At 67.0% G+C, this 17,498-nt stretch carries 13 protein-coding genes; 1 reads left to right on the forward strand and 12 read right to left on the reverse strand.

Translation table 11 applies throughout. The annotated features are described in order from the left end of the window. Positions 1-32: 32 nt before the first annotated feature. Positions 33-548: an OsmC family protein gene (locus tag DS843_RS27065; RefSeq protein WP_149471936.1), complete on the reverse strand. Its 516-nt coding sequence runs from the start codon at positions 546-548 to the stop codon at positions 33-35. A gap of 189 nt (positions 549-737) precedes the next feature. Here DS843_RS27065 and DS843_RS27070 point away from each other — a divergent pair, with 189 nt between their 5' ends. After that, entirely contained in the window at positions 738-1,844 is a 1,107-nt protein-coding gene (locus DS843_RS27070; RefSeq protein WP_149471937.1) for a TRAP transporter substrate-binding protein, read from the forward strand. Positions 1,845-1,894: 50 nt separating this feature from the next. On the opposite strand, the gene DS843_RS27075 is transcribed toward DS843_RS27070, so the two are convergent. The 11 genes from DS843_RS27075 to DS843_RS27125 form a co-directional block, all read right to left on the reverse strand. Next, positions 1,895-3,577: a cation acetate symporter gene (locus DS843_RS27075; protein WP_149471938.1), complete on the reverse strand. Its 1,683-nt coding sequence runs from the start codon at positions 3,575-3,577 to the stop codon at positions 1,895-1,897. Beyond that, positions 3,574-3,885 carry a DUF485 domain-containing protein gene (locus DS843_RS27080; RefSeq protein ID WP_149471939.1) on the reverse strand — a complete coding sequence of 104 codons (312 nt, stop codon included), beginning with the start codon at positions 3,883-3,885 and terminating at the stop codon, positions 3,574-3,576. Before DS843_RS27080 ends, DS843_RS27075 begins: the two co-directional genes overlap by 4 nt. A gap of 230 nt (positions 3,886-4,115) precedes the next feature. Then, complete coding sequence (locus tag DS843_RS27085; protein WP_286192348.1) at positions 4,116-4,895, reverse strand: phytochelatin synthase family protein; 780 nt, start codon at positions 4,893-4,895, stop codon at positions 4,116-4,118. 50 nt (positions 4,896-4,945) lie between these two features. Beyond that, positions 4,946-5,443: a hypothetical protein gene (locus DS843_RS27090; RefSeq protein WP_149471940.1), complete on the reverse strand. Its 498-nt coding sequence runs from the start codon at positions 5,441-5,443 to the stop codon at positions 4,946-4,948. A 102-nt stretch (positions 5,444-5,545) separates the two neighbouring features. After that, positions 5,546-8,692: a carbohydrate-binding domain-containing protein gene (locus tag DS843_RS27095; protein ID WP_149471941.1), complete on the reverse strand. Its 3,147-nt coding sequence runs from the start codon at positions 8,690-8,692 to the stop codon at positions 5,546-5,548. A 419-nt stretch (positions 8,693-9,111) separates the two neighbouring features. Continuing rightward, entirely contained in the window at positions 9,112-9,252 is a 141-nt protein-coding gene (locus DS843_RS31415) for a hypothetical protein (protein ID WP_167525487.1), read from the reverse strand. A 632-nt stretch (positions 9,253-9,884) separates the two neighbouring features. Then, entirely contained in the window at positions 9,885-10,442 is a 558-nt protein-coding gene (locus DS843_RS27105) for a hypothetical protein (RefSeq protein WP_286192349.1), read from the reverse strand. A 14-nt stretch (positions 10,443-10,456) separates the two neighbouring features. Continuing rightward, positions 10,457-13,552 carry an efflux RND transporter permease subunit gene (locus DS843_RS27110; RefSeq protein ID WP_149471944.1) on the reverse strand — a complete coding sequence of 1,032 codons (3,096 nt, stop codon included), beginning with the start codon at positions 13,550-13,552 and terminating at the stop codon, positions 10,457-10,459. After that, the gene (locus DS843_RS27115) at positions 13,549-14,649 is read right to left on the reverse strand and encodes an efflux RND transporter periplasmic adaptor subunit (protein WP_149471945.1); all 1,101 of its coding nucleotides are present in this window, start codon (positions 14,647-14,649) and stop codon (positions 13,549-13,551) included. The genes DS843_RS27110 and DS843_RS27115 overlap by 4 nt, the downstream gene beginning before the upstream one ends. Positions 14,650-14,698: 49 nt before the next feature. Beyond that, positions 14,699-16,174: a GntP family permease gene (locus DS843_RS27120; protein ID WP_149471946.1), complete on the reverse strand. Its 1,476-nt coding sequence runs from the start codon at positions 16,172-16,174 to the stop codon at positions 14,699-14,701. A 24-nt stretch (positions 16,175-16,198) separates the two neighbouring features. Next, complete coding sequence (locus DS843_RS27125) at positions 16,199-17,482, reverse strand: patatin-like phospholipase family protein (protein WP_149471947.1); 1,284 nt, start codon at positions 17,480-17,482, stop codon at positions 16,199-16,201. Between the last annotated feature and the right edge of the window lie 16 nt (positions 17,483-17,498).

The raw sequence follows: 17,498 nt of genomic DNA on the forward strand, positions 1-17,498 counted from the left end.
GCCCTGCGGAGCCGCCCCGTCCGGGAGAACCCTCACCCCTGCCCCGTCTCGATGGACAGCGACATCGGCGGCGGGTTGGCCAGCGTCTGGTAGACGACGCAATAGCGTTCCGTCAGCTTGGTCAGGGTGGCGATGCGCTCCGCCGGCTCGTCGGTGTCCAGGTCGAAGCGCAGGCGGATGGCGCGGAAACCGACCGGCGCGTCCTTCGCCACGCCCAGCGTGCCGCGGAAATCCAGGTCGCCTTCCGCCGACACGGTGCCGCCGCGCAGCTTGAACTCCAACGCCGTGGCGACCGCCTTCAGCGTCACGCCGGCGCAGGCCACCAGCGCCTCCAGCAGCATGTCGCCGGAACAGGCCTGCGTGCCCGGCCCGCCGGTCGCCGGGTGAAGACCGGCCTCCACCAGCGCGCGGCCCGTCTCCACCTTGCAGGCGATGCCGCTGTCGTCCAGCGCGCCGCGGGCCTTCAGCGTGACCACCGCCGAGTCCGGCGCGTCCTTGTACTTGTCCTTCAGCGGCGCCTGGAGCGCGCGCAGATCCTGTGCATCCATACCCGTGCGTTTCCTCTTCGCGGATCGGTTTCTTTATTGTGCGCAGAGCGGATGATGAACCGCCGCAATGGTTCAGGCAATGCCCAAAGCGAAGCCCAGCTCCGCGGCGGGGGCCACTGGCCCGCCGGGATGTTTTCGGCTAAGACCGGTCGCATAATCATAAGGAATGGGAAGGGAGATTCCCCCGCCATGAAACGTCGTTCCTTTCTGACCGCCACCACCACCGGCATGGCCGCCGGTCTGGCCGCCAGCGCCGTCGTCGCGGCGCCGGCCATCGCGCAGAGCCAGCCCGAGATCAAGTGGCGCATGGCGTCGAGCTACCCCAAGAGCCTCGACACCATCTTCGGCGGGGCGGAGCTGATCGCCCGCCGGGTCGCCGCCGCGACGGACAACAGGTTCCAGATCCGCACCTTCGCGGCAGGCGAGATCGTTCCGGCGCTTCAGGTGCTGGACGCGGTGCAGAACGGCACGGTCGAGTGCGGCCAATCCGCCGCCTATTTCTACATCGGCAAGGACCCGACCTTCTGCTTCGACACCGCCATGCCCTTCGGCCTGAACACGCGCCAGCACATCGCCTGGATGATGCACGGCGGCGGGCTGGAGCTGATGCGGGAGCTGTTCCGGGACCACAACATCCACAACATCCCCGCCGGCAACACGACGGCCCAGATGGGCGGCTGGTTCCGCAAGGAAATCAAGACGGTGGAGGATCTCAGCGGTCTCAAGATGCGGGTCGGCGGGCTGGCCGGGCAGATCATGGGCAAGCTGGGTCTCGTCCCGCAGCAGATCGGCGGCGGCGACATCTACCCGGCGCTGGAGCGCGGCACCATCGACGCGGCGGAGTTCGTCGGCCCCTACGACGACGAGAAGCTGGGCTTCCACAAGGTCGCCAAATACTACTACTCGCCGGGCTGGTGGGAAGGCTCCGCCCAGATCCCGCTGATGATCAACATCACGGCGTGGGAACAGCTTCCGGAGTCCTACAAGACCATCCTGGAGCAGGCCTGCTGGGAGGCCAACACCTGGATGATCGCCAAGTACGACGCCGTCAACGCCGCGGCGCTGAAGCGTCTGGTGGCCGGCGGCGCCCAGCTCCGCGCCTTCCCGCGCGACGTCATGATGGCCTGCGAGAAGATCGCCAACGAGCTTTACGACGAGCTGTCGGCCAAGAACCCCCGCTTCAAGAAGGTCTACGAGGCGTGGAAGCCCTTCCGCGACGAGGAGCGGCTGTGGTTCCGCGTCGCCGAGAACGCCTTCGATTCCTACGTCTATTCCCAGTCGGCGCAGCGCCGCTGAAAAAGGCACGGCCCCTCCCTTCGAAGGGAGGGGCCGTTTTCCTCACGCGGTCAGTGCGAGACCGCGCCGGCCGCGCCCAGGCCGGTTTCCGAACGGATGTACTGGTACTCGTAGGCCTTCGCCTCCGCCGCCGCCCGCGCGCTGCGGTCGGTGACGGAGAACAGCCAGGTCGTCACGAAGGCGATGGTCATCGAGAACAGCGCCGGATGCTCGTACGGGAAGATCGGCGCCGGGAACTTGAAGACGCTGACCCACACGGTCGGCCCCAGGACCACGAAGGCGACGCAGCTCACCAGACCGGCGAAGCCGCCGATGAAGGCGCCGCGGGTGGTCAGACCCTTCCAGAAGATCGACAGGATCAGCACCGGGAAGTTCACCGACGACGCCAAGCCGAAGGCCAGCCCCACCATGAAGGCGATGTTCTGGTTCTCGAACAGCAGGCCCAGCGTGATGGCGATGACGCCCAGGGCCAGCGTGGCGGCGCGCGACACGCGGATCTCCGACGCCTCGGTGGCGTTGCCCTTCTTGATGACGCGGGCGTAGAGGTCGTGGCTGACCGCCGACGCGCCGGCCAGCGTCAGGCCCGCGACCACCGCCAGGATGGTGGCGAAGGCGACCGCCGAGATGAAGCCCAGGAAGATGTTGCCGCCGATGGCCTTGGACAGGTGGATGGCCGCCATGTTGCCGCCGCCCAGGATCTTGCCCGCCGCGTCCAGATAGGCCGGGTTGGTGCCGACGATCACGATGGCCAGGAAGCCGATGGTCACCGTCAGGATGAAGAAGTAGCCGATGAAGCCGGTGGCGTAGACGACCGACTTGCGCGCCTCCTTCGCGTCCGGAACGGTGAAGAAGCGCATCAGGATGTGCGGCAGACCCGCCGGGCCGCACATCAGCGCGAGGCTGAGCGACACCGCGGCGATCGGGTCGGTCATCGCGGCGCTGGGCCGCAGGATGGCGGCATGGGCGGCATGGGCGGACACCGCCTGCTGGAGCAGACGTTCCGGGTTGAAGCCGAACTGCGCCAGGGCCAGCCCGACCAGCACGGTGCAGCCGCCCAGAAGCATCACCGCCTTGATGATCTGCACCCAGGTCGTGGCGAGCATGCCGCCGAAGGTCACGTACATGATCATCAGCACGCCGACCATGATGACGGCGTAGGTGTATTCCAGGCCGAACAGGAGCTGGATCAGCTTGCCCGCCCCGACCATCTGCGCGATCAGGTAGAAGCAGACCACGGTCAGCGACCCGACCGCCGCGAGCGAGCGGATCGGCGTCTGGCCCAGCCGGTAGGACGCCACGTCGGCGAAGGTGAAGCGGCCCAGGTTGCGCAGCCGCTCGGCGATCAGGAACAGCATCAGCGGCCAGCCGACCAGGAAGCCGATGGTGTAGATCACCCCGTCGAAGCCCTTGGCGAAGACCATGCCCGACAGGCCGAGGAAGGCCGCCGCCGACATGTAGTCGCCCGCGATGGCCAGCCCGTTCTGGAAGCCGCTGATTCCGCCGCCCGCGGTGTAGAAGTCCGACGCCGAGCGGGTGCGCTTGGAGGCCCAATAGGTGATGCCCAGAGTGCCGGCGACGAACAGCAGGAACATGACGATGGCCGTCACGTTGACCGGCTGGCGCTCCACCGCGCCGTCGATGGCGGCGGCGAAGGCGGGCGCCGCGATCAGCGCCGGCAGAAGCGCGGCGGAGGCGACGGCGACGGGGGTGGCGAGAAGACGCGCGGCGCTCATCGGCCCACCTCTTCCAGCAGGTCGCGGTTCATCGCGTCGTAGCGGCCGTTGGCACGCAGCACGTAGACGCCGGTCATCAGCGAGCAGAAGACGGTGATGACGATGCCGGCGGCCAGCCCGACCGGGAAGGTCATGCCCTCGGCCAGCGGGCGCGCCAGCAGATCGGGGGCCAGCGCCGCCGCGAACACGAAGGCGTAGTAGACGGCCAGGACGATCAGCGCCAGCCGCCAGCTGAAGCGCGCGCGGCTCGCCGTCATTTCGGCGAACTTCGGGTTGGACAGCACCCGCTCGTAAATCTCGTCTGACATGTTGTTATCGCTTTTCTTGGAACCCAGGCATTGCGCATCGCAGCAATAACCCTGGGCGCACGGCAGCAAAAAGCGAAATTAAATTACATCAGGCGGGTAACGGCGAAAATTTCGCTCCAAAACGTCCAAAATTAACCGACAGACGGTTAAACATTAGCCGGGTGATGGTTGAACCCTGACACCGGAATGCGACAACGGGTCGCGCTGCAACGCAATATAAATCAAGACTGCTATCCCGCCGTCCGCCCCTTCAGCCGGACATGGATCAGGCCGCTGCCGGTGGGGTCGGTCCGGTCGGGTTTCACCATCGCTTCCAACAGCTTCTCGTCGCTCGACCAGTAGGGCACGTACCACAGCCGGTCCACGTCCATGACCAGCACCCGATGGGTTTCCGCGTCGTAGGCGCCGAGCGGGGCGATGTGTCCCACCGTGGCGTCGCCGGTCAGCGTGCCCTGGTCGTAGGCGAGCAGGATGATGTCCGAGGCGTCGCGCTCGTTCTCGTCCAGGATGCGCCGCAACGCCTCCAGCGTCTCCGGCGAGGTGTCCTTCGGCCGGAAGACCTCAACCGTGGCCTCCAGCCCGAAGGCGTCCACCGACTTCCGCACCAGCCCGGCGAAGTCGCCGAAGGACACCCCGTCCCCATTCTCCGCCGAGGCTGCCTTCCAGCCGTCGTCGTCCACCTCGTTCAGCACCCGCGTCTGGGTGATCAGCCGGTTGGACGAGAGCGGCGGCAGGCCGCGCAGTGCGTTGATCATCATCGCCACGCTGGCGACCGAACAGGCGCTGCCGGTCTGCTGGGCGGTGTAATAGGGCATCAGCGCCCAGAAATCCGGCGCTTCGGCCCGGCGCAGGTAGTCGCGGTCCCCGGTCATCGGGACGGCGTCCGGCCCGAATTTCGGCTTCGTCTCGCTCTGCGCGTCCTGCGCCCCGACGGCCCCGCCCGTCAGCAGGCCGAAGGCGCACAGGGCCAGCAGAGCGATCCGTACCGGTGTCTTCGTCGCAGTGTTCAAAGTGGGTGCGTTCAAAGTGGGTGCGTTCAAGGTGGGTGCCTCTGCCGGCTCTATCCTGACGGGGTCGCCCTTGGCGGGATGCTCTGCGGCACGAGGGCCATGCAGTTCTGCACGATCGCGGCGCAGGCGCCGGTCGAAGACGCCCGGTAGACGAGCCGTTCGACGCTTCCGTTCCTCAACGTGAACGTCGCCTCGCACCGGTTGTCCACCACGTCCCCCGGCCCCGGAGGATAGTAGCCCCAGGGATCGTAGTCGAGCCCGCGATAGCGCCAGCCCGGATAGCCCCACCCATATCCCACCGGCGGCGGGGGTGGCGCGTAATATTCGATGGACCCCGCCTGATAGGCGAGGAACTCCAGACCGCCGCTGGCGACCTGCCGGTGCGGCGCGCCGGCGCAGGACAGCAGCGTTGCCTTCGGCATGCCGATCAGAGCACCCTGGGCCGCCAGCGCGAGATCGGCGCGGGGGTCGGCGCACCCCGCCAGCCCCGCCACGGCGAGCAGAAGGACCGCGGCGGGCCTGCGGCGGGCTTGCGGGTGCGGGAACACGGGCGGAACCTCCTTTCCCAGGGCCTTTCCCCGGGTTCATGTCCCGGAAGAACGCGGCTCCGCCCGCCTTTGATCCCGCGATGGTCCCTTGCGGGCCGGCGATCAGGCGTCCCAGAAATGGGGCATGCCGTCCGACGCCGTGTAGCCGCTCTGGCCGATCATCGCCCAGTCCAGGTCATGGATGCCCATGCCCAGGGCCGGCGAGTCCGGCTGCAACGAGTAGTCGCCCCAATAGGGGTTGTTGAACAACGGCTTGCCCGTCACGTCGTTGTCGCCGTAGCGCGGCACGTTGTGGACGAGGTTGCCGTTGATCACCGGGTTCCCGGCGGTCAGCAGTTCGATGTAGTCGTCCAGCGGAAGGGTCCCGCTGATGACGTTGCCGGTGATGGTGTTGTTGCGCGGCAGGCCGGGGTCGCCGTGCTTGGGCGCCCAGCCGACGCGGATGAACTCCTCTGCGTTGCTGGCGATGATCGAGAAGTTGTTGGTGACGACGTTGTTGTCGCCGCCGTGGATGTGCACCCCGGCCAGACCGGTGTCCTTCAGGAAGTTGCCGGTCACCGTGACGCCGCCGGCCATGTCGTCCAGATAGATGCCGAAGCCTTTGTGGTTGGTCAGCCACTGGTCGGTGTTGCTGGTCGCCAGCCCGCCCACGCCCTCAACCCAGTTGCCGCGGATGATGGTGCCGGTGTCCACGCTGGACCGCCCCAGCACCTCGATGCCGCCGCCGTCCGCCGTCTCCAGATTGGAGTTGGTGACCCGGTTGTATTCGATGACGTTGTTGCGGTTGATGTTGGTGGAGTCCCAGTTCTTCAGCGAGATGCCGTAACGCGCGCTGGAGTCGACGTCGTTGTGGGCGATCAGGTTGTTGTCCACCCCGGTGCCGATGATGCCGGACACACCCTTGCGCACCTCCCCGACATGGGAAATGTCGTTGGCGTAGATGGTGTTGCCGTTGCTGCGCCCGTCCAGCTCGATCCCGTTGACGGCCAGATGCTCCAGCGTGTTGCCGCCGACGAGGTTGTTGGAGGAGGCCGCCGTCAGCTTGATCGCCGTGCCGACGTTGACGAAGCTGTTGTTGCCGATGCTGTTGCCGGACGCTCCCTTCAGCTCCACCGCATAGCCCCAGGTGGTGGTGTTGGTGAAGCCCAGCCCTTCGATGGTCACGTCGCTGCTGCCGTTCAGGCGGATCAGCGTGCCCAGCCGGGCCACCTCGACGCCGTCCTGCGTCAGGGTGGCAGGGTTGGCCGGCTTGAACACCAGCGCCTTGTCCGAGGCGCGCCACGCGAATTCGCCCGCCTGATCGACGAAGGACGGGTTGTTCAGCAGCTTGTAGGTCGTGCCTTCGGCGAAGGGCAGCGAGGTGCCGTTCTTCAGCGTGATGGTCCGGGTGGCGTCGTTGACCCCGGCGATCTCGGTCAGCGTGTCGGACAGCCGCTCGGCGTCCATCAACTGGATCTTCATGCCGGGGATGATGTCGCCCGACGACATGTCTCCGGTGTGGTAGCGCACCGACCAGCCGCTGGGGCCGCCGTTGGCCGCGTCGGCGAAGTACCAGCCCGTGGTGTACGGGTTGTCGGCATCGACGATGCCTTTGCTGGCCAAGGTCTGGCGCACGCCGCCGATGGTCAGGTCGAGGTCGGTCGCCTGCGACAGCTTCGCGGAATAGATCCCGTTGCCTTCGCTGACGATGTTGGTGACCTTCTCCGCCCCGTTCAGCACCGGCGTCTCACCGGGATAGTTGCGGAAGCTGTGGCCGTTGTCGGCGGCGGTCAGATCCAAAGTCTTGGTCAGGCGATAGGTGCCCTCGCGCACGTAGGTGGTGTCGATGTCGCTGTCCCGCATGGCGTCACGGGCGCGCTCCAGCGAGGCGAAGGGACCGTCGGTGCCGTCGGCGTTCGGAGCGGACAGCTTGCCCGACCAACTGTCCTTGCCGTTGGCCGCCACATAGAAGGCCGGACCGGACGGCGGCGCGGGAGGCGGCTCGGCCGGGGGCTGGAACAGCGACGCCGGAGCGTTCACGTTCAGCGCACCGCCCCAGAAGAGGCCCTCCTGCCCCTTCACAACATCCTTTCCGTCCACCGCCCCCTTGTCGTAGGTGACGATGGGGTCGGTTGCCGCGACGGTGTGGCCGTTGATGGACACCGACTTGACGAACAGGTTGCGGTCCTGCCCGTTCACCACGGAATCGTTGTCGTAGTGGATCTGGATCTTGTGGGCGTCCTTGGCGTCCAGATCGACGGTGAAGCGGAAAGGCTGCGGGTCGCCGGACGTGGCGCGGCCCTCGCCGATGACCTTGCCGTCCACCAGCACCTTGAAGTGCGGCGCCACCCCGCCGGCGGACTGGCCCCAGGCGGTGACGACGATGTCCGTCGGGGTCAGCTTCACCGGCGGCGGCGGGGGCGGCGGCGGAACATAGGGACCGCCGAAATACTCCTCCGGCACGCCGAAGGTCAGGGCACCGCCCCAGAAGAGCCCCTCCTGCCCGGCGACCACGAACTTGCCGTCCACCGGTCCCTTGTCGTAGGAAGCCATCGGGGACGTGGCCTTGATCTCCTGCCCGTCGATGGTGATGCCCTGGACGAACAGGTTGCGGTCCTGGCCGTTGACGGTGGCGTCGTTGTCGTAATGGATCTGGATCTTGTGGGCCTCGTTCGGGTCCACATCGACCTTGAAGGTGTAGCCGGTCGGGCTGGTCGCGCCGACCCAGGCGTCGCCGACCACCTTGTCGTCCACCATCAGCTTGAAATGCGGCGGCGTGCCGTTGGCGGCGACGCCCCAGGCCTTCACGACGATCTCGGTCGTCATGGTGGGCGGCGCCTCCGGCTCCGGCGCCTGCGCGCTGGCGAACATGGTCTTGGGCAGATCGACGTTCAGCGCCCCGCGCCAGTACATCTCCGTCTGCCCGGCGATGACGTTCTTCCCGTCGATGTCGCCGGTGTCGTAGGTCACCAGCGGGTCGATGCTGAGGATCGGTTTCCCGTTCACCTCGAACGACTTGACGAAGAGGTTGCGGTCCTCTCCGTTCACGGAGCCGTCATTGTCGTACTGGAGCTGAAGCTTGTGGGCCTTGTCGGCCGGAACGCGGGCGTTGAAGGTGTAACGGCCCAGCGACGCCGAAGCGACGGTCGCCTGCCCGATCTCCACCCCATCCAGCCGCAGCACGAAATGCGGCCACTTTCCGCCTGCGGGAGCGCCCCAGGCGTTCACCGTAAAGGTGACGTCCATCAGTTCGGTCGTATCGGCAGCCATCTCGGACCTCATAGAACTCTAGACAATCGTCTTAGCCCAGAGGGTGAGGTGCCACGCTTAACGGAAAAATAAGAATGTTGGTTAAGATTATATTAACGTCATGAATTCTTGTGACATTGTTTGGTCTCTTGCAGTCGGGCAAAAATGTTTGCACATTGGCAAGAAAGTCTACGCATCGACAAGAACGTTTGCTCCTGGCCGCTCCTGAAATTGCCCGAACAACCTGAAGCTTGAACATTGACGCAGATATGCGGCGCACTCCGATGGAGCAGCACCGCTGACGTGCGCTTCTCTTCGTTATGGATAGGGAGCCGCATCACGGCTCGGCTCGAACCTCGCCAAGGCCCAGCCCATCCACAGCAACAAGGCTTCGATATCCAGGGTCTCGACCGTGGCTCAAGGGTGTGTTCGGCGGACGCTCACGGTCCGCTGGTTTCGTTATTCTTCTTCGCCTTTTCCTTCTTCGCTTGATCGTGATGCCACTTGATGGCGAAGAACATGCCCGTGCCCAACACGAGAATCTTGAACGGAAAGAAAACCAAAGGAAACCAATCATACATTTTGAACATCTCCAAGCTATGACACCATCTCGCGTCAGGAGAACCTGACGGCAGTCAGATCGCACGCGGGTCTTTGTCTGCGGGCGGGGCCGTCAGCCGGATCGGCGTAGGAGTGGTCCGGACCACAGAGCTTGCAGGGAAGTGCAGCTTCACGAAACCGCTGAACAGATGACCCTGGCCGCAGCGTGGGCAGCGACCACGCAGGCCGGTGCTGAGAGGGGGAAGAGGCGGCCACTCCTGTTCGGATGACATCGCGCGTTCCTTCGGGCGGCAATGGCAAGCAATGCCTGCATGCAATGCGTGTTCGTATGCTCCCCTGAGACCGACAATGTCAACTTGAATGCATCCAATATGCCGTCCAAATCCATACAACTATGGTGGATATGGCAGGTGCCTCGGCCAGAAGATCGACCACTCGCCGCAATGCCTCGCTCAGACCCTGGCGGCCCTTCGGAGCGCCGAGCGCGGCACGGACAGCCTCCGGCGGCGCTGACACGGCAAAGGCATCGCGGCCGACGATACCAATCCCCGTCCCACGCAGGCGTATGATGAACTCACCGCGGGTCCACTCAAGTCCGGCAAACGGGGACCAGCTCACTGCCGTCGCAGTCCAAAGCGGATCGCAATCCGCTTCAATCGCACACGATGACTTCGGCGGACGCAAGGCGAAGCAACAGGTGCTGGCGGCGGCGCTTTCCCGGCGGCAGCAGCTCGTAAAGAAAGGTCTCGATGGGCTTCCAGACCGAGACCCAACCAAGGATGACGAAACTTTCCTGAAGAATCCGGGTCATCGGGCGGGGCGGAAGATTATCGGAAATCTGCCAGGCGAGGAAAAGGCAGATGGACAGCACCACGAAGCCGATCAAGGCCGCCTGGCGCCATGTCCGGACCGACTCGCGAATCCTTTTCGACTCGCCCGCGGCACAGGCGGCGAAGTGACCGGTCAGCGCGGCGGCGATGTCGAAGGGCGGAGACCGCATCATCTCCTTGGCCGGAAGATGGATGACGATGCGAACCGGCTGGTTCCCAGGCTGTGCCTTCACCCGCCTCAGGAAATACTCCTCGGCGCCCGCCGTCAGACGGCCTTCGCGGAAGGGCGACGGATCGACGCTGTCGAACAGTTGCGACAGGTGGCTGAGCCTGACGTCAATGACATCGTCGATGGCATCGCTCGCCTTTTCGACCTGCATCGTCATCTCCGCGTTCAAGACCGAACATCCCGGGGCGGCCGCATCGCCGAGGGCGGAGCCGGAGCCGGCCTGGGCACCGTCTCACGGCTGCCGAACCACGCCACGTAGAGCGTCGGAAGGAAGACGAGCGTCAGCAGCGACGCGACGAGGAGTCCGCCCATGATCGCGAAGGCCATCGCACCCCAGAACACGGTGAAGGCGATGGGGATGAGGCCGAGCACGGTGGAGGCGGCGGTCAGCATGATCGGGCGGAACCGGGAGCCGCAGGCTTCGATCACGGCGTCCGGGATGGTTCGTCCGGCGGCCCGCTCCGCCTCGATCTGCTCGATCAGGATCACCGCGTTCTTCGCGATCATGCCGACAAGCGCGAGGACCCCGAGGATGGCGACGAAACCGAGCGGCTGGCCGGACGCCAGAAGCGCCAGAACGACGCCGATCAGACCGAGCGGCACCACGCTCAGCACGATCGCCAGGCGCTGGAAGCTGCGGAGTTGGACCATCAGCACGGTCAGCACGAGGAGCAGCATCAACGGAATGACGGCGAAGACCGACGCGCGGCTCTTGGCGCTTTCCTCCGCGATCCCGCCGACCTCGATGCGGTATTCCGGCGGCAGGGTGACCGACAGGTCGGCGATCCGGGGCGCCAGGGCTTCGATGGCGGTTTCCGGCAGGGTGCCGGGCGCCACGTCCGCCTGCAGGGTCAGGGTCGGCTGACGCCCGCGCCGCCAGACCAGGGGAAGGTCCTGGGCGTAGCCGAAGGACGCCAACTGGTTCAGCGGAACGCTTCGTCCGTTCGGCAGGGACACCGGCAGGCTGCGCAGCGTTTCCACCGACAGGGTCTGCCCACGGGCGTCCCGTGCCAGAACGTCGATCAGGTAAATCCCGTCGCGGATGGGCGTCACGGCGCTTCCCGAGACGGCGGCGTTCAGCATCCCGGCGACGGCGGCCGAACTCAGGCCCAGGCGCCGCGCCTCGTCCTGGTCGATCCGCACCCGCAATTTGCGGGCGGTCTCCATCCAGTCGAAGTTGATCCGCCGCGTCTCGGGAAAGGTCGCGACGACCTGTGCCAGCTTCAGCGCGATCTCGCGCACCTCGCCCGGGTCCGGCCCGACGACGCGGTACTGGAGCGGCCATCCCACGGGCGGCCCGAGTTCCAGCGGGTAGACACGGGCGACGGCCTCCGGAAATGCCTCGGCCAGCAGGGTCTCCAGGCGGGATTGCAGCCGTTCGCGCGCCGCCACGTCCGTGGTCACGATCACGGCCTGCCCGATGAAGGGGTTGGCGAGCTGGACGTTCAGCGGCAGATAGAAGCGGATCGCTCCGCGCCCGGCATAGCTGCTCCAGCGCGCGACCCCCGCTTCCTTGGCCAGCAGCGCGTCGAACCGCTCGACCGCTTCGCGCGTGGCGTGGATCGAGGCGTTCTGCGGCAGGCGCAGATCGACGAGAAGCTCGACCCGGTCCGACGGCGGAAAGAACTGCCGCGGAACGAGGCCCAGCGCCAGGATCGCGGCGACGAACAGGCCGAGCGTCGTCGCGATCGTCAACCCGCGGGCCCGGATCGCCGCGCCCAGAACGCGGCGGTACAGCCGCAGCACGGCGCCGGCCTCCCCGCCTTGCCCCGGCTTGGGCGGCCGCAGCAGCATCATGCCCAGGACGGGCGCGAAGACGGTCGCGACGAGCCACGACGCGACCAGCGCGATGCCCACGACGGCGAAGATGGAGAAGGTGTACTCACCGGCGGAGCTCTGCGCGAATCCGATGGGCACGAAGCCGGAAATGGTCACCAGCGTGCCGGACAGCATCGCCATGGCCAGCGCCTTGTAGGCGTAGACGGCGGCGACCTCCTTCCGGTCGCCGGCGGCGAGCCGCCGGGTCATCGCGTCGACGGTGGTCATGGCGTCGTCCACCAGCAGCGCGAGCGCGATGATCAGCGCGCCCAGCGAGATGCGTTGCAGGTCGATGCCGAGCAGATCCATCACGGCGAAGACGATGGCCAGCGTCAGGGGAATCGTGATCGCGACGACGGTGCCCGCGCGCAGGCCGAGCGCGACGAAGCTGACGATCAGCACGATCACCACGGCCTGCCACAGCGACGTGATGAAGTCGGAGATCGCCTCGTCCACGGTGCGCGCCTGATCGGCCACCAAATGCGCCTCGATCCCCATCGGCAGACCGGCGCCGATGCGCGCCATCGCCGCCGAGACGTTCCGGCCCAGGGCGAGGATGTCGCCGCCCGGACGCATCGCGATGGCGAGCCCGATGGCCGGCTCGCCGTTCACCCGGAACAGCGGCTGGGGCGGATCGGCCAGGTCGCGGCGCACCTCGGCCAGATCGCGCAGGCGCAGCATGCGTCCTCCGGCCACGAAATTGACGTCGAGGATGTCCTGCTCCGACGCGAAGGCGCCCGAAACCTGAAGGGACAGCGCCTCCCTGCCGGTGCGCAGCACGCCGGCCGGACGCACCGCGTTCTGCGCCTGAAGCGCGGCGACCAGGGCGCTGGGCTCGACCCCCAGCCCCGCCAGCGTCTCCAGAGAGAAATCCACGTAGACGCGCTCGTCCTGCTCGCCCAGAAGCTCGATCTTCGAAACGTCCGGGACGAGGAGCAGGCGCGAGCGGATGTCCTCCACGGCGTCGCGCAATTCGCGATGCGTGAACCCGTCGGCGGTGAAGCCATAGATGATGCCGAAGGTGTCGCCGAAATCGTCGTTGAATCCGGGACCGAGGACGCCCGGCGGAAGCGTGTGCCGCATGTCGCCGACCGTCTTGCGCACCTCGTACCAGGTGTCGCTCACCGCGCGCCCATGGGTGCTTCCCACCAGATCGACGAAGATCACCGTCGTGCCGGGAACCGTGTAGCTGCGCAGCGTGTCGAGGTTCGGCACCTCCTGAAGCGTCCTTTCGAGCCGCTCGGTCACCTGCTGGAGCGTTTCGTCCAGGGTTGCGCCCGGCCATTGCGCCTGCACGACCATGGTGCGGATGGTGAAGGCCGGGTCTTCCGCCCGACCGAGCTTCAGGAACGCCACGGTTCCGGCCAGGACGACCCCGATCATGAGGAAGAGGACCAGAGACCGGTTCTGGATCGCCCAGGCGGAGAGATTGAAGCCGCTCATGGTCCGGCCCCGAGCATGCGGACCTTCTGGCCCGGACGAAGCGCCTGCACGCCCGCCGTGACCACGATCTCGTCGGCTTCGAGTCCGCGCGCGACGACGACACGGGCGAGGTCGTAGCGTTCGAGGTCGATGTTGCGCAACGCGACGGTGTTCGTCGCCTGATCGACGACCCAGACCGCCGGCTGCCGGTTCGCCTGCGTCAGGGCCGTGGCGGGTATCTCGACCCCTCCGACTTCGCCGGCCTGGATCGACCCGGTGACCGTCGAGCCGAGGCGCATCGCGTCGGGCGGGTTCTGGAGGCCGACCCGAACCGTGAAGGTGCGGGTCACCGGGTCGGCCTGCGGCGCCACCTCGCGCACGCGGCCCGTGGCCTGCACCGTGGGGTCGGAGGTCAGGGCGACCGTGACGACGGGGTTGGCGGGTGCGGTCCGGATCACCGATGCCGGCACGTCGAAAACGGCGTCGCGCCCGTCCCGGCGGGCCAGATGGACGATCATGCGGCCCGCCGCCACCACCTCGCCCGGCTCGGCGCCGCGGGCGGTGACCGTGCCGGGGCCGTCGGCCAGCAGTTCCGTGTAGCCCAGACGGTCCTGCGCGGTGTCGAACTGCGCCTGCGCCGAATCGACCTGCGCCGCGGCGGCCTTCAGGGCCTGCGCCGCCGCGTCGTAGCGCGCGCGGGTGGTCCAGCCCTGGCTCAGAAGGGTTTCCTGCCGTTCGTAATCGTTGCGTGCCAGCGTCTGCTGCCCCATGGCGGCGCTCAGATTCGCCTGCGCCGTTCTCAGGGCGTTGCGGGCGGGCTCCGGGTCGATGCGCGCGACCACCTGCCCCGCTTCGACCGGATCGCCGACATTCACCAGACGTTCGATCATCCGCCCGTCGATGCGGAACGAGAGGCTGACCTCGTCCTGCGCCTGGATCTGCCCGGACAAGGACAGGGTTTCGCCGCCCTCGTGCCTTTCGACCGTCACCACCCGGACGGGGCGGATCGGCTCCGCGGCGGGTTCCTCGTCGGAACCGCATGCCGCGAGCAGGATCGACGGTGCGATGGCGAGCAGCGCCCATCGGCGGCGTGCGCGTTCGGCTCGATCATGGTTCACGGGTTCCCCCCTCTTTGCGGCGTCCGGCGATCCCGATGTGACGTTCGTCCTAGAGTCCGAAGCCCTTGAACAGGCTGGCCAGAACGATCAGGACGACCAGCGCGAGCATCGGAATGGCGGTGGCGACGACGAAGACGTCGCCGTAGGAGTCACGGTGGTTGAGCCTGCAGACGGTGAGCAGCGTGATGACGGCGCCGTTGTGCGGCAGCGCGTCGAGCGCGCCCGAGGCGACCGCCGTCACCCGGTGCATCACGTCGAGCGAGATGCCGGACGCCTGCGCCATGCCCACGAAGGTCGGACCCAGCGTGTCGAGGGCGATGCTCATGCCGCCGGACGCCGAGCCGGTGATCGCGGAAAGAACCGTCACGGACGCCGCGACCGACACCAGGGGGTTGCCCCCGCCGACGGCCAGGATGGCTTGGCTGATCGCCTCGAAGACCGGCAGGGCCGCGACCACCGCGCCGAATCCGACGAGGCTCGCCGTGCTGAAGATCGGCAGGACCGACGCGTCGGCGCCCTTGTCCAGGCTCGTGCGCAGATCGTCCAGGCGGTTCCAGTTGCCGGCGATGAGCAGAAGGATGGCGAGGAACAGCGCCACGATGACCGCCCAGACACCACGCACGGCCTCGATGGTCGTCGCTCCGAACCGTGGGTCGGCGAGGAAGGCGGTGTCCATCCGGGGGGCGACGAGCTGGATGAACAGGAAATTGCTGGCGATGACCACGACGACCGGCAGCACCGCCAGCGCCGCGGGGGGCAGGGTTTCGGTGTCGGTGCGTTCTCGTGGGCTGGGTTCGGCGGAGAGTTCGGCGATGTCGAATCCCTCGCACTGCGCGCGTTCGCGCGTCGTGCGGTCCAACACCGGAGTGCCGTCGACATGGTCGCCGTACCCCTCGCCGGAGGCCCTCGCGGCGGCGGCCCGGCGGTCCAGCCACAGGACACCCAGAACGAACATCACGAGCCCGGTGACGATCCCGAGACCCGGCGCGGCGAAGGCCGTGGTGCCCAGGAAGGGCATCGGGATCGCGTTCTGGATCGCCGGCGTGCCCGGCAGGGCCGACATGGTGAAGGTGAAGGCGCCCAGCGCCAGGGTGCCCGGTATCAGCCGCTTCGGGATGTCGGCGTCGCGGAACAGGGCGGCGGCCACGGGGTAGATCGCGAAGGCGACGACGAAGGCCGACACGCCGCCGTAGGTCAGGACGGCGCAGCACAGCACCACCGAAACGACCGCGCGCTCCGGCCCCAGCCGGGCGCTGACCAGCCGGGCGAGGGACCGCGCCGACCCGGTGTCGTCCATCAGCTTGCCGAAGATCGCCCCGAGCATGAACAGGGGAAAGAAGGAGACGATGAAGGAGCCGGTGTTGGTCATGAAGATCTGGGTGTAGGCGCCGAGGATCGGCAGGCCGCCGGTCAGAAGCGCCGCGAGCAGCGCTGCCGCCGGAGCCGCGATCAGCAGGGTCACGCCCCGGTAGGCCAGCACGATGAGCAGCGCGAGCGCGGCGAGGACGGAGGCGAGATCGATCATGGCGGTGGCTCCGTAGGGACCTTCTCAGGATGCTCCATGCGATGCAGGTTGGGCCGGCTCGGGGTAGCGCGCGTCGTAGGGATAGCGGGGGAAGTCCTTGCCGAGCCTCCGCCAGTCCGCCAGCCACCGTTCGGTGACGGTTCGCCCTTCCTCGCGAAGCGTCGCGAAATAGTCCGGGCAGCGGTTGAACTTCGAGGTGTGCTTGAGCCCCCAGGCGGTGTCGCGGGTCATCTTGATGGTCCGGACCGCGACGATCTTGTGGTTGTCCAGCGGCGGGCGCCCGTTTCCGTGCCGCTCGATCCATTCGTTGATCGTCATGATGGCGTCCAGCTCCTGGTTGAGCGACAGGTTGCCGGCGAGATCGTTTTCCCGGTCCCGGATGTCCTCGAGACCGATGTTCGGCGAGGCGGGATGGAACTCCTGGGGGTTGATGCGCACGATCCAGACCTCGTCCGGCTTCTCGTCCCTCACCCTGGCGTCGAGAAGGTCGCGCACCGGCGGATTGCGCGAGTAAAGGCCGTCCCAGTAATACCCGTTGCGGGTGACGGTCCGGCCCGGCACGCAGGTCGGGAACACCATGCCGGGGATGACCTGCGCGGGCAGGACCTCCGGAAGCGTCCCCGACGCCGCCACGCCTTCCAGCGAGATCGCCCGGCGCATGCGCCAGCGGGTGATGTCGTACTGGTTGATCTCCCGGCCGTCCGGCCGCAGGCCCATCTGTTCGAGGGTCTTGTTGGAATCGAAGACCTCGAAGTTGCCGCTGAGCACCTCGATGGCGCCGGCGAGAATCCGGATGTCGGCTTCGGCCACCCGCGGCCAGTCGATCGCCTCGAAATCCGGACACAGGTCCTTCAGCAGTTCCGTGAATCCAAGATACTGCCGGCGCGCTCCCATCATGGTGAGGCCGGCCATCCCGAACTTGCCGGCGCTGGAATAGGGGTTGGCCGCCGGCATCGGCAATCCCTGCGATTTCCATCCCAGCAAGGCGGCGACCAGATGGTTGTGGGCGGCTTCGACCGGGGTGGTCGCGGCGAAGGTCGTCCACAGGAAGTCCAAACGCTCGATCGCCTTGCCGATGGTGCCGCACGCCGTGTCGGCGCCGTTCGGAGCGAGGCCGTACCATGCCGCCAGCGCGCACAGCGCACCCGCCGATGTGCCGCTGATCGCGACGATGTCGAAGGTGTCGCCGTCCTGAGGGTTCTCGTCCCAGCTCTGCTTCGTCATCAGAATGGTCCTCAGGACGCCCCAGGTGAACGCCGCGTGCGTTCCTCCCCCTTGGCAAGCGATCGCAACCCTCTTGGTGGGCATGTCTTCACCGCCTTCC

Source organism: Roseomonas genomospecies 6 (genome assembly GCF_008365375.1).
In the GTDB taxonomy this organism is placed as follows: domain Bacteria; phylum Pseudomonadota; class Alphaproteobacteria; order Azospirillales; family Azospirillaceae; genus Azospirillum.

Bases quoted from the DNA above. Each gene is read 5' to 3' on its own strand.
- DS843_RS27120 (WP_149471946.1), bottom strand. From the start codon at position 16,174: ATGATCGATCTCGCCTCCGTCCTCGCCGCGCTCGCGCTGCTCATCGTG.
- DS843_RS27080 (WP_149471939.1), bottom strand. From the start codon at position 3,885: ATGTCAGACGAGATTTACGAGCGGGTGCTGTCCAACCCGAAGTTCGCC.
- DS843_RS27070 (WP_149471937.1), top strand. From the start codon at position 738: ATGAAACGTCGTTCCTTTCTGACCGCCACCACCACCGGCATGGCCGCC.
- DS843_RS27125 (WP_149471947.1), bottom strand. From the start codon at position 17,482: ATGCCCACCAAGAGGGTTGCGATCGCTTGCCAAGGGGGAGGAACGCAC.
- DS843_RS27065 (WP_149471936.1), bottom strand. From the start codon at position 548: ATGGATGCACAGGATCTGCGCGCGCTCCAGGCGCCGCTGAAGGACAAG.
- DS843_RS27075 (WP_149471938.1), bottom strand. From the start codon at position 3,577: ATGAGCGCCGCGCGTCTTCTCGCCACCCCCGTCGCCGTCGCCTCCGCC.
- DS843_RS27095 (WP_149471941.1), bottom strand. From the start codon at position 8,692: ATGGCTGCCGATACGACCGAACTGATGGACGTCACCTTTACGGTGAAC.
- DS843_RS27110 (WP_149471944.1), bottom strand. From the start codon at position 13,552: ATGAGCGGCTTCAATCTCTCCGCCTGGGCGATCCAGAACCGGTCTCTG.
- DS843_RS27105 (WP_286192349.1), bottom strand. From the start codon at position 10,442: ATGCAGGTCGAAAAGGCGAGCGATGCCATCGACGATGTCATTGACGTC.
- DS843_RS31415 (WP_167525487.1), bottom strand. From the start codon at position 9,252: ATGTATGATTGGTTTCCTTTGGTTTTCTTTCCGTTCAAGATTCTCGTG.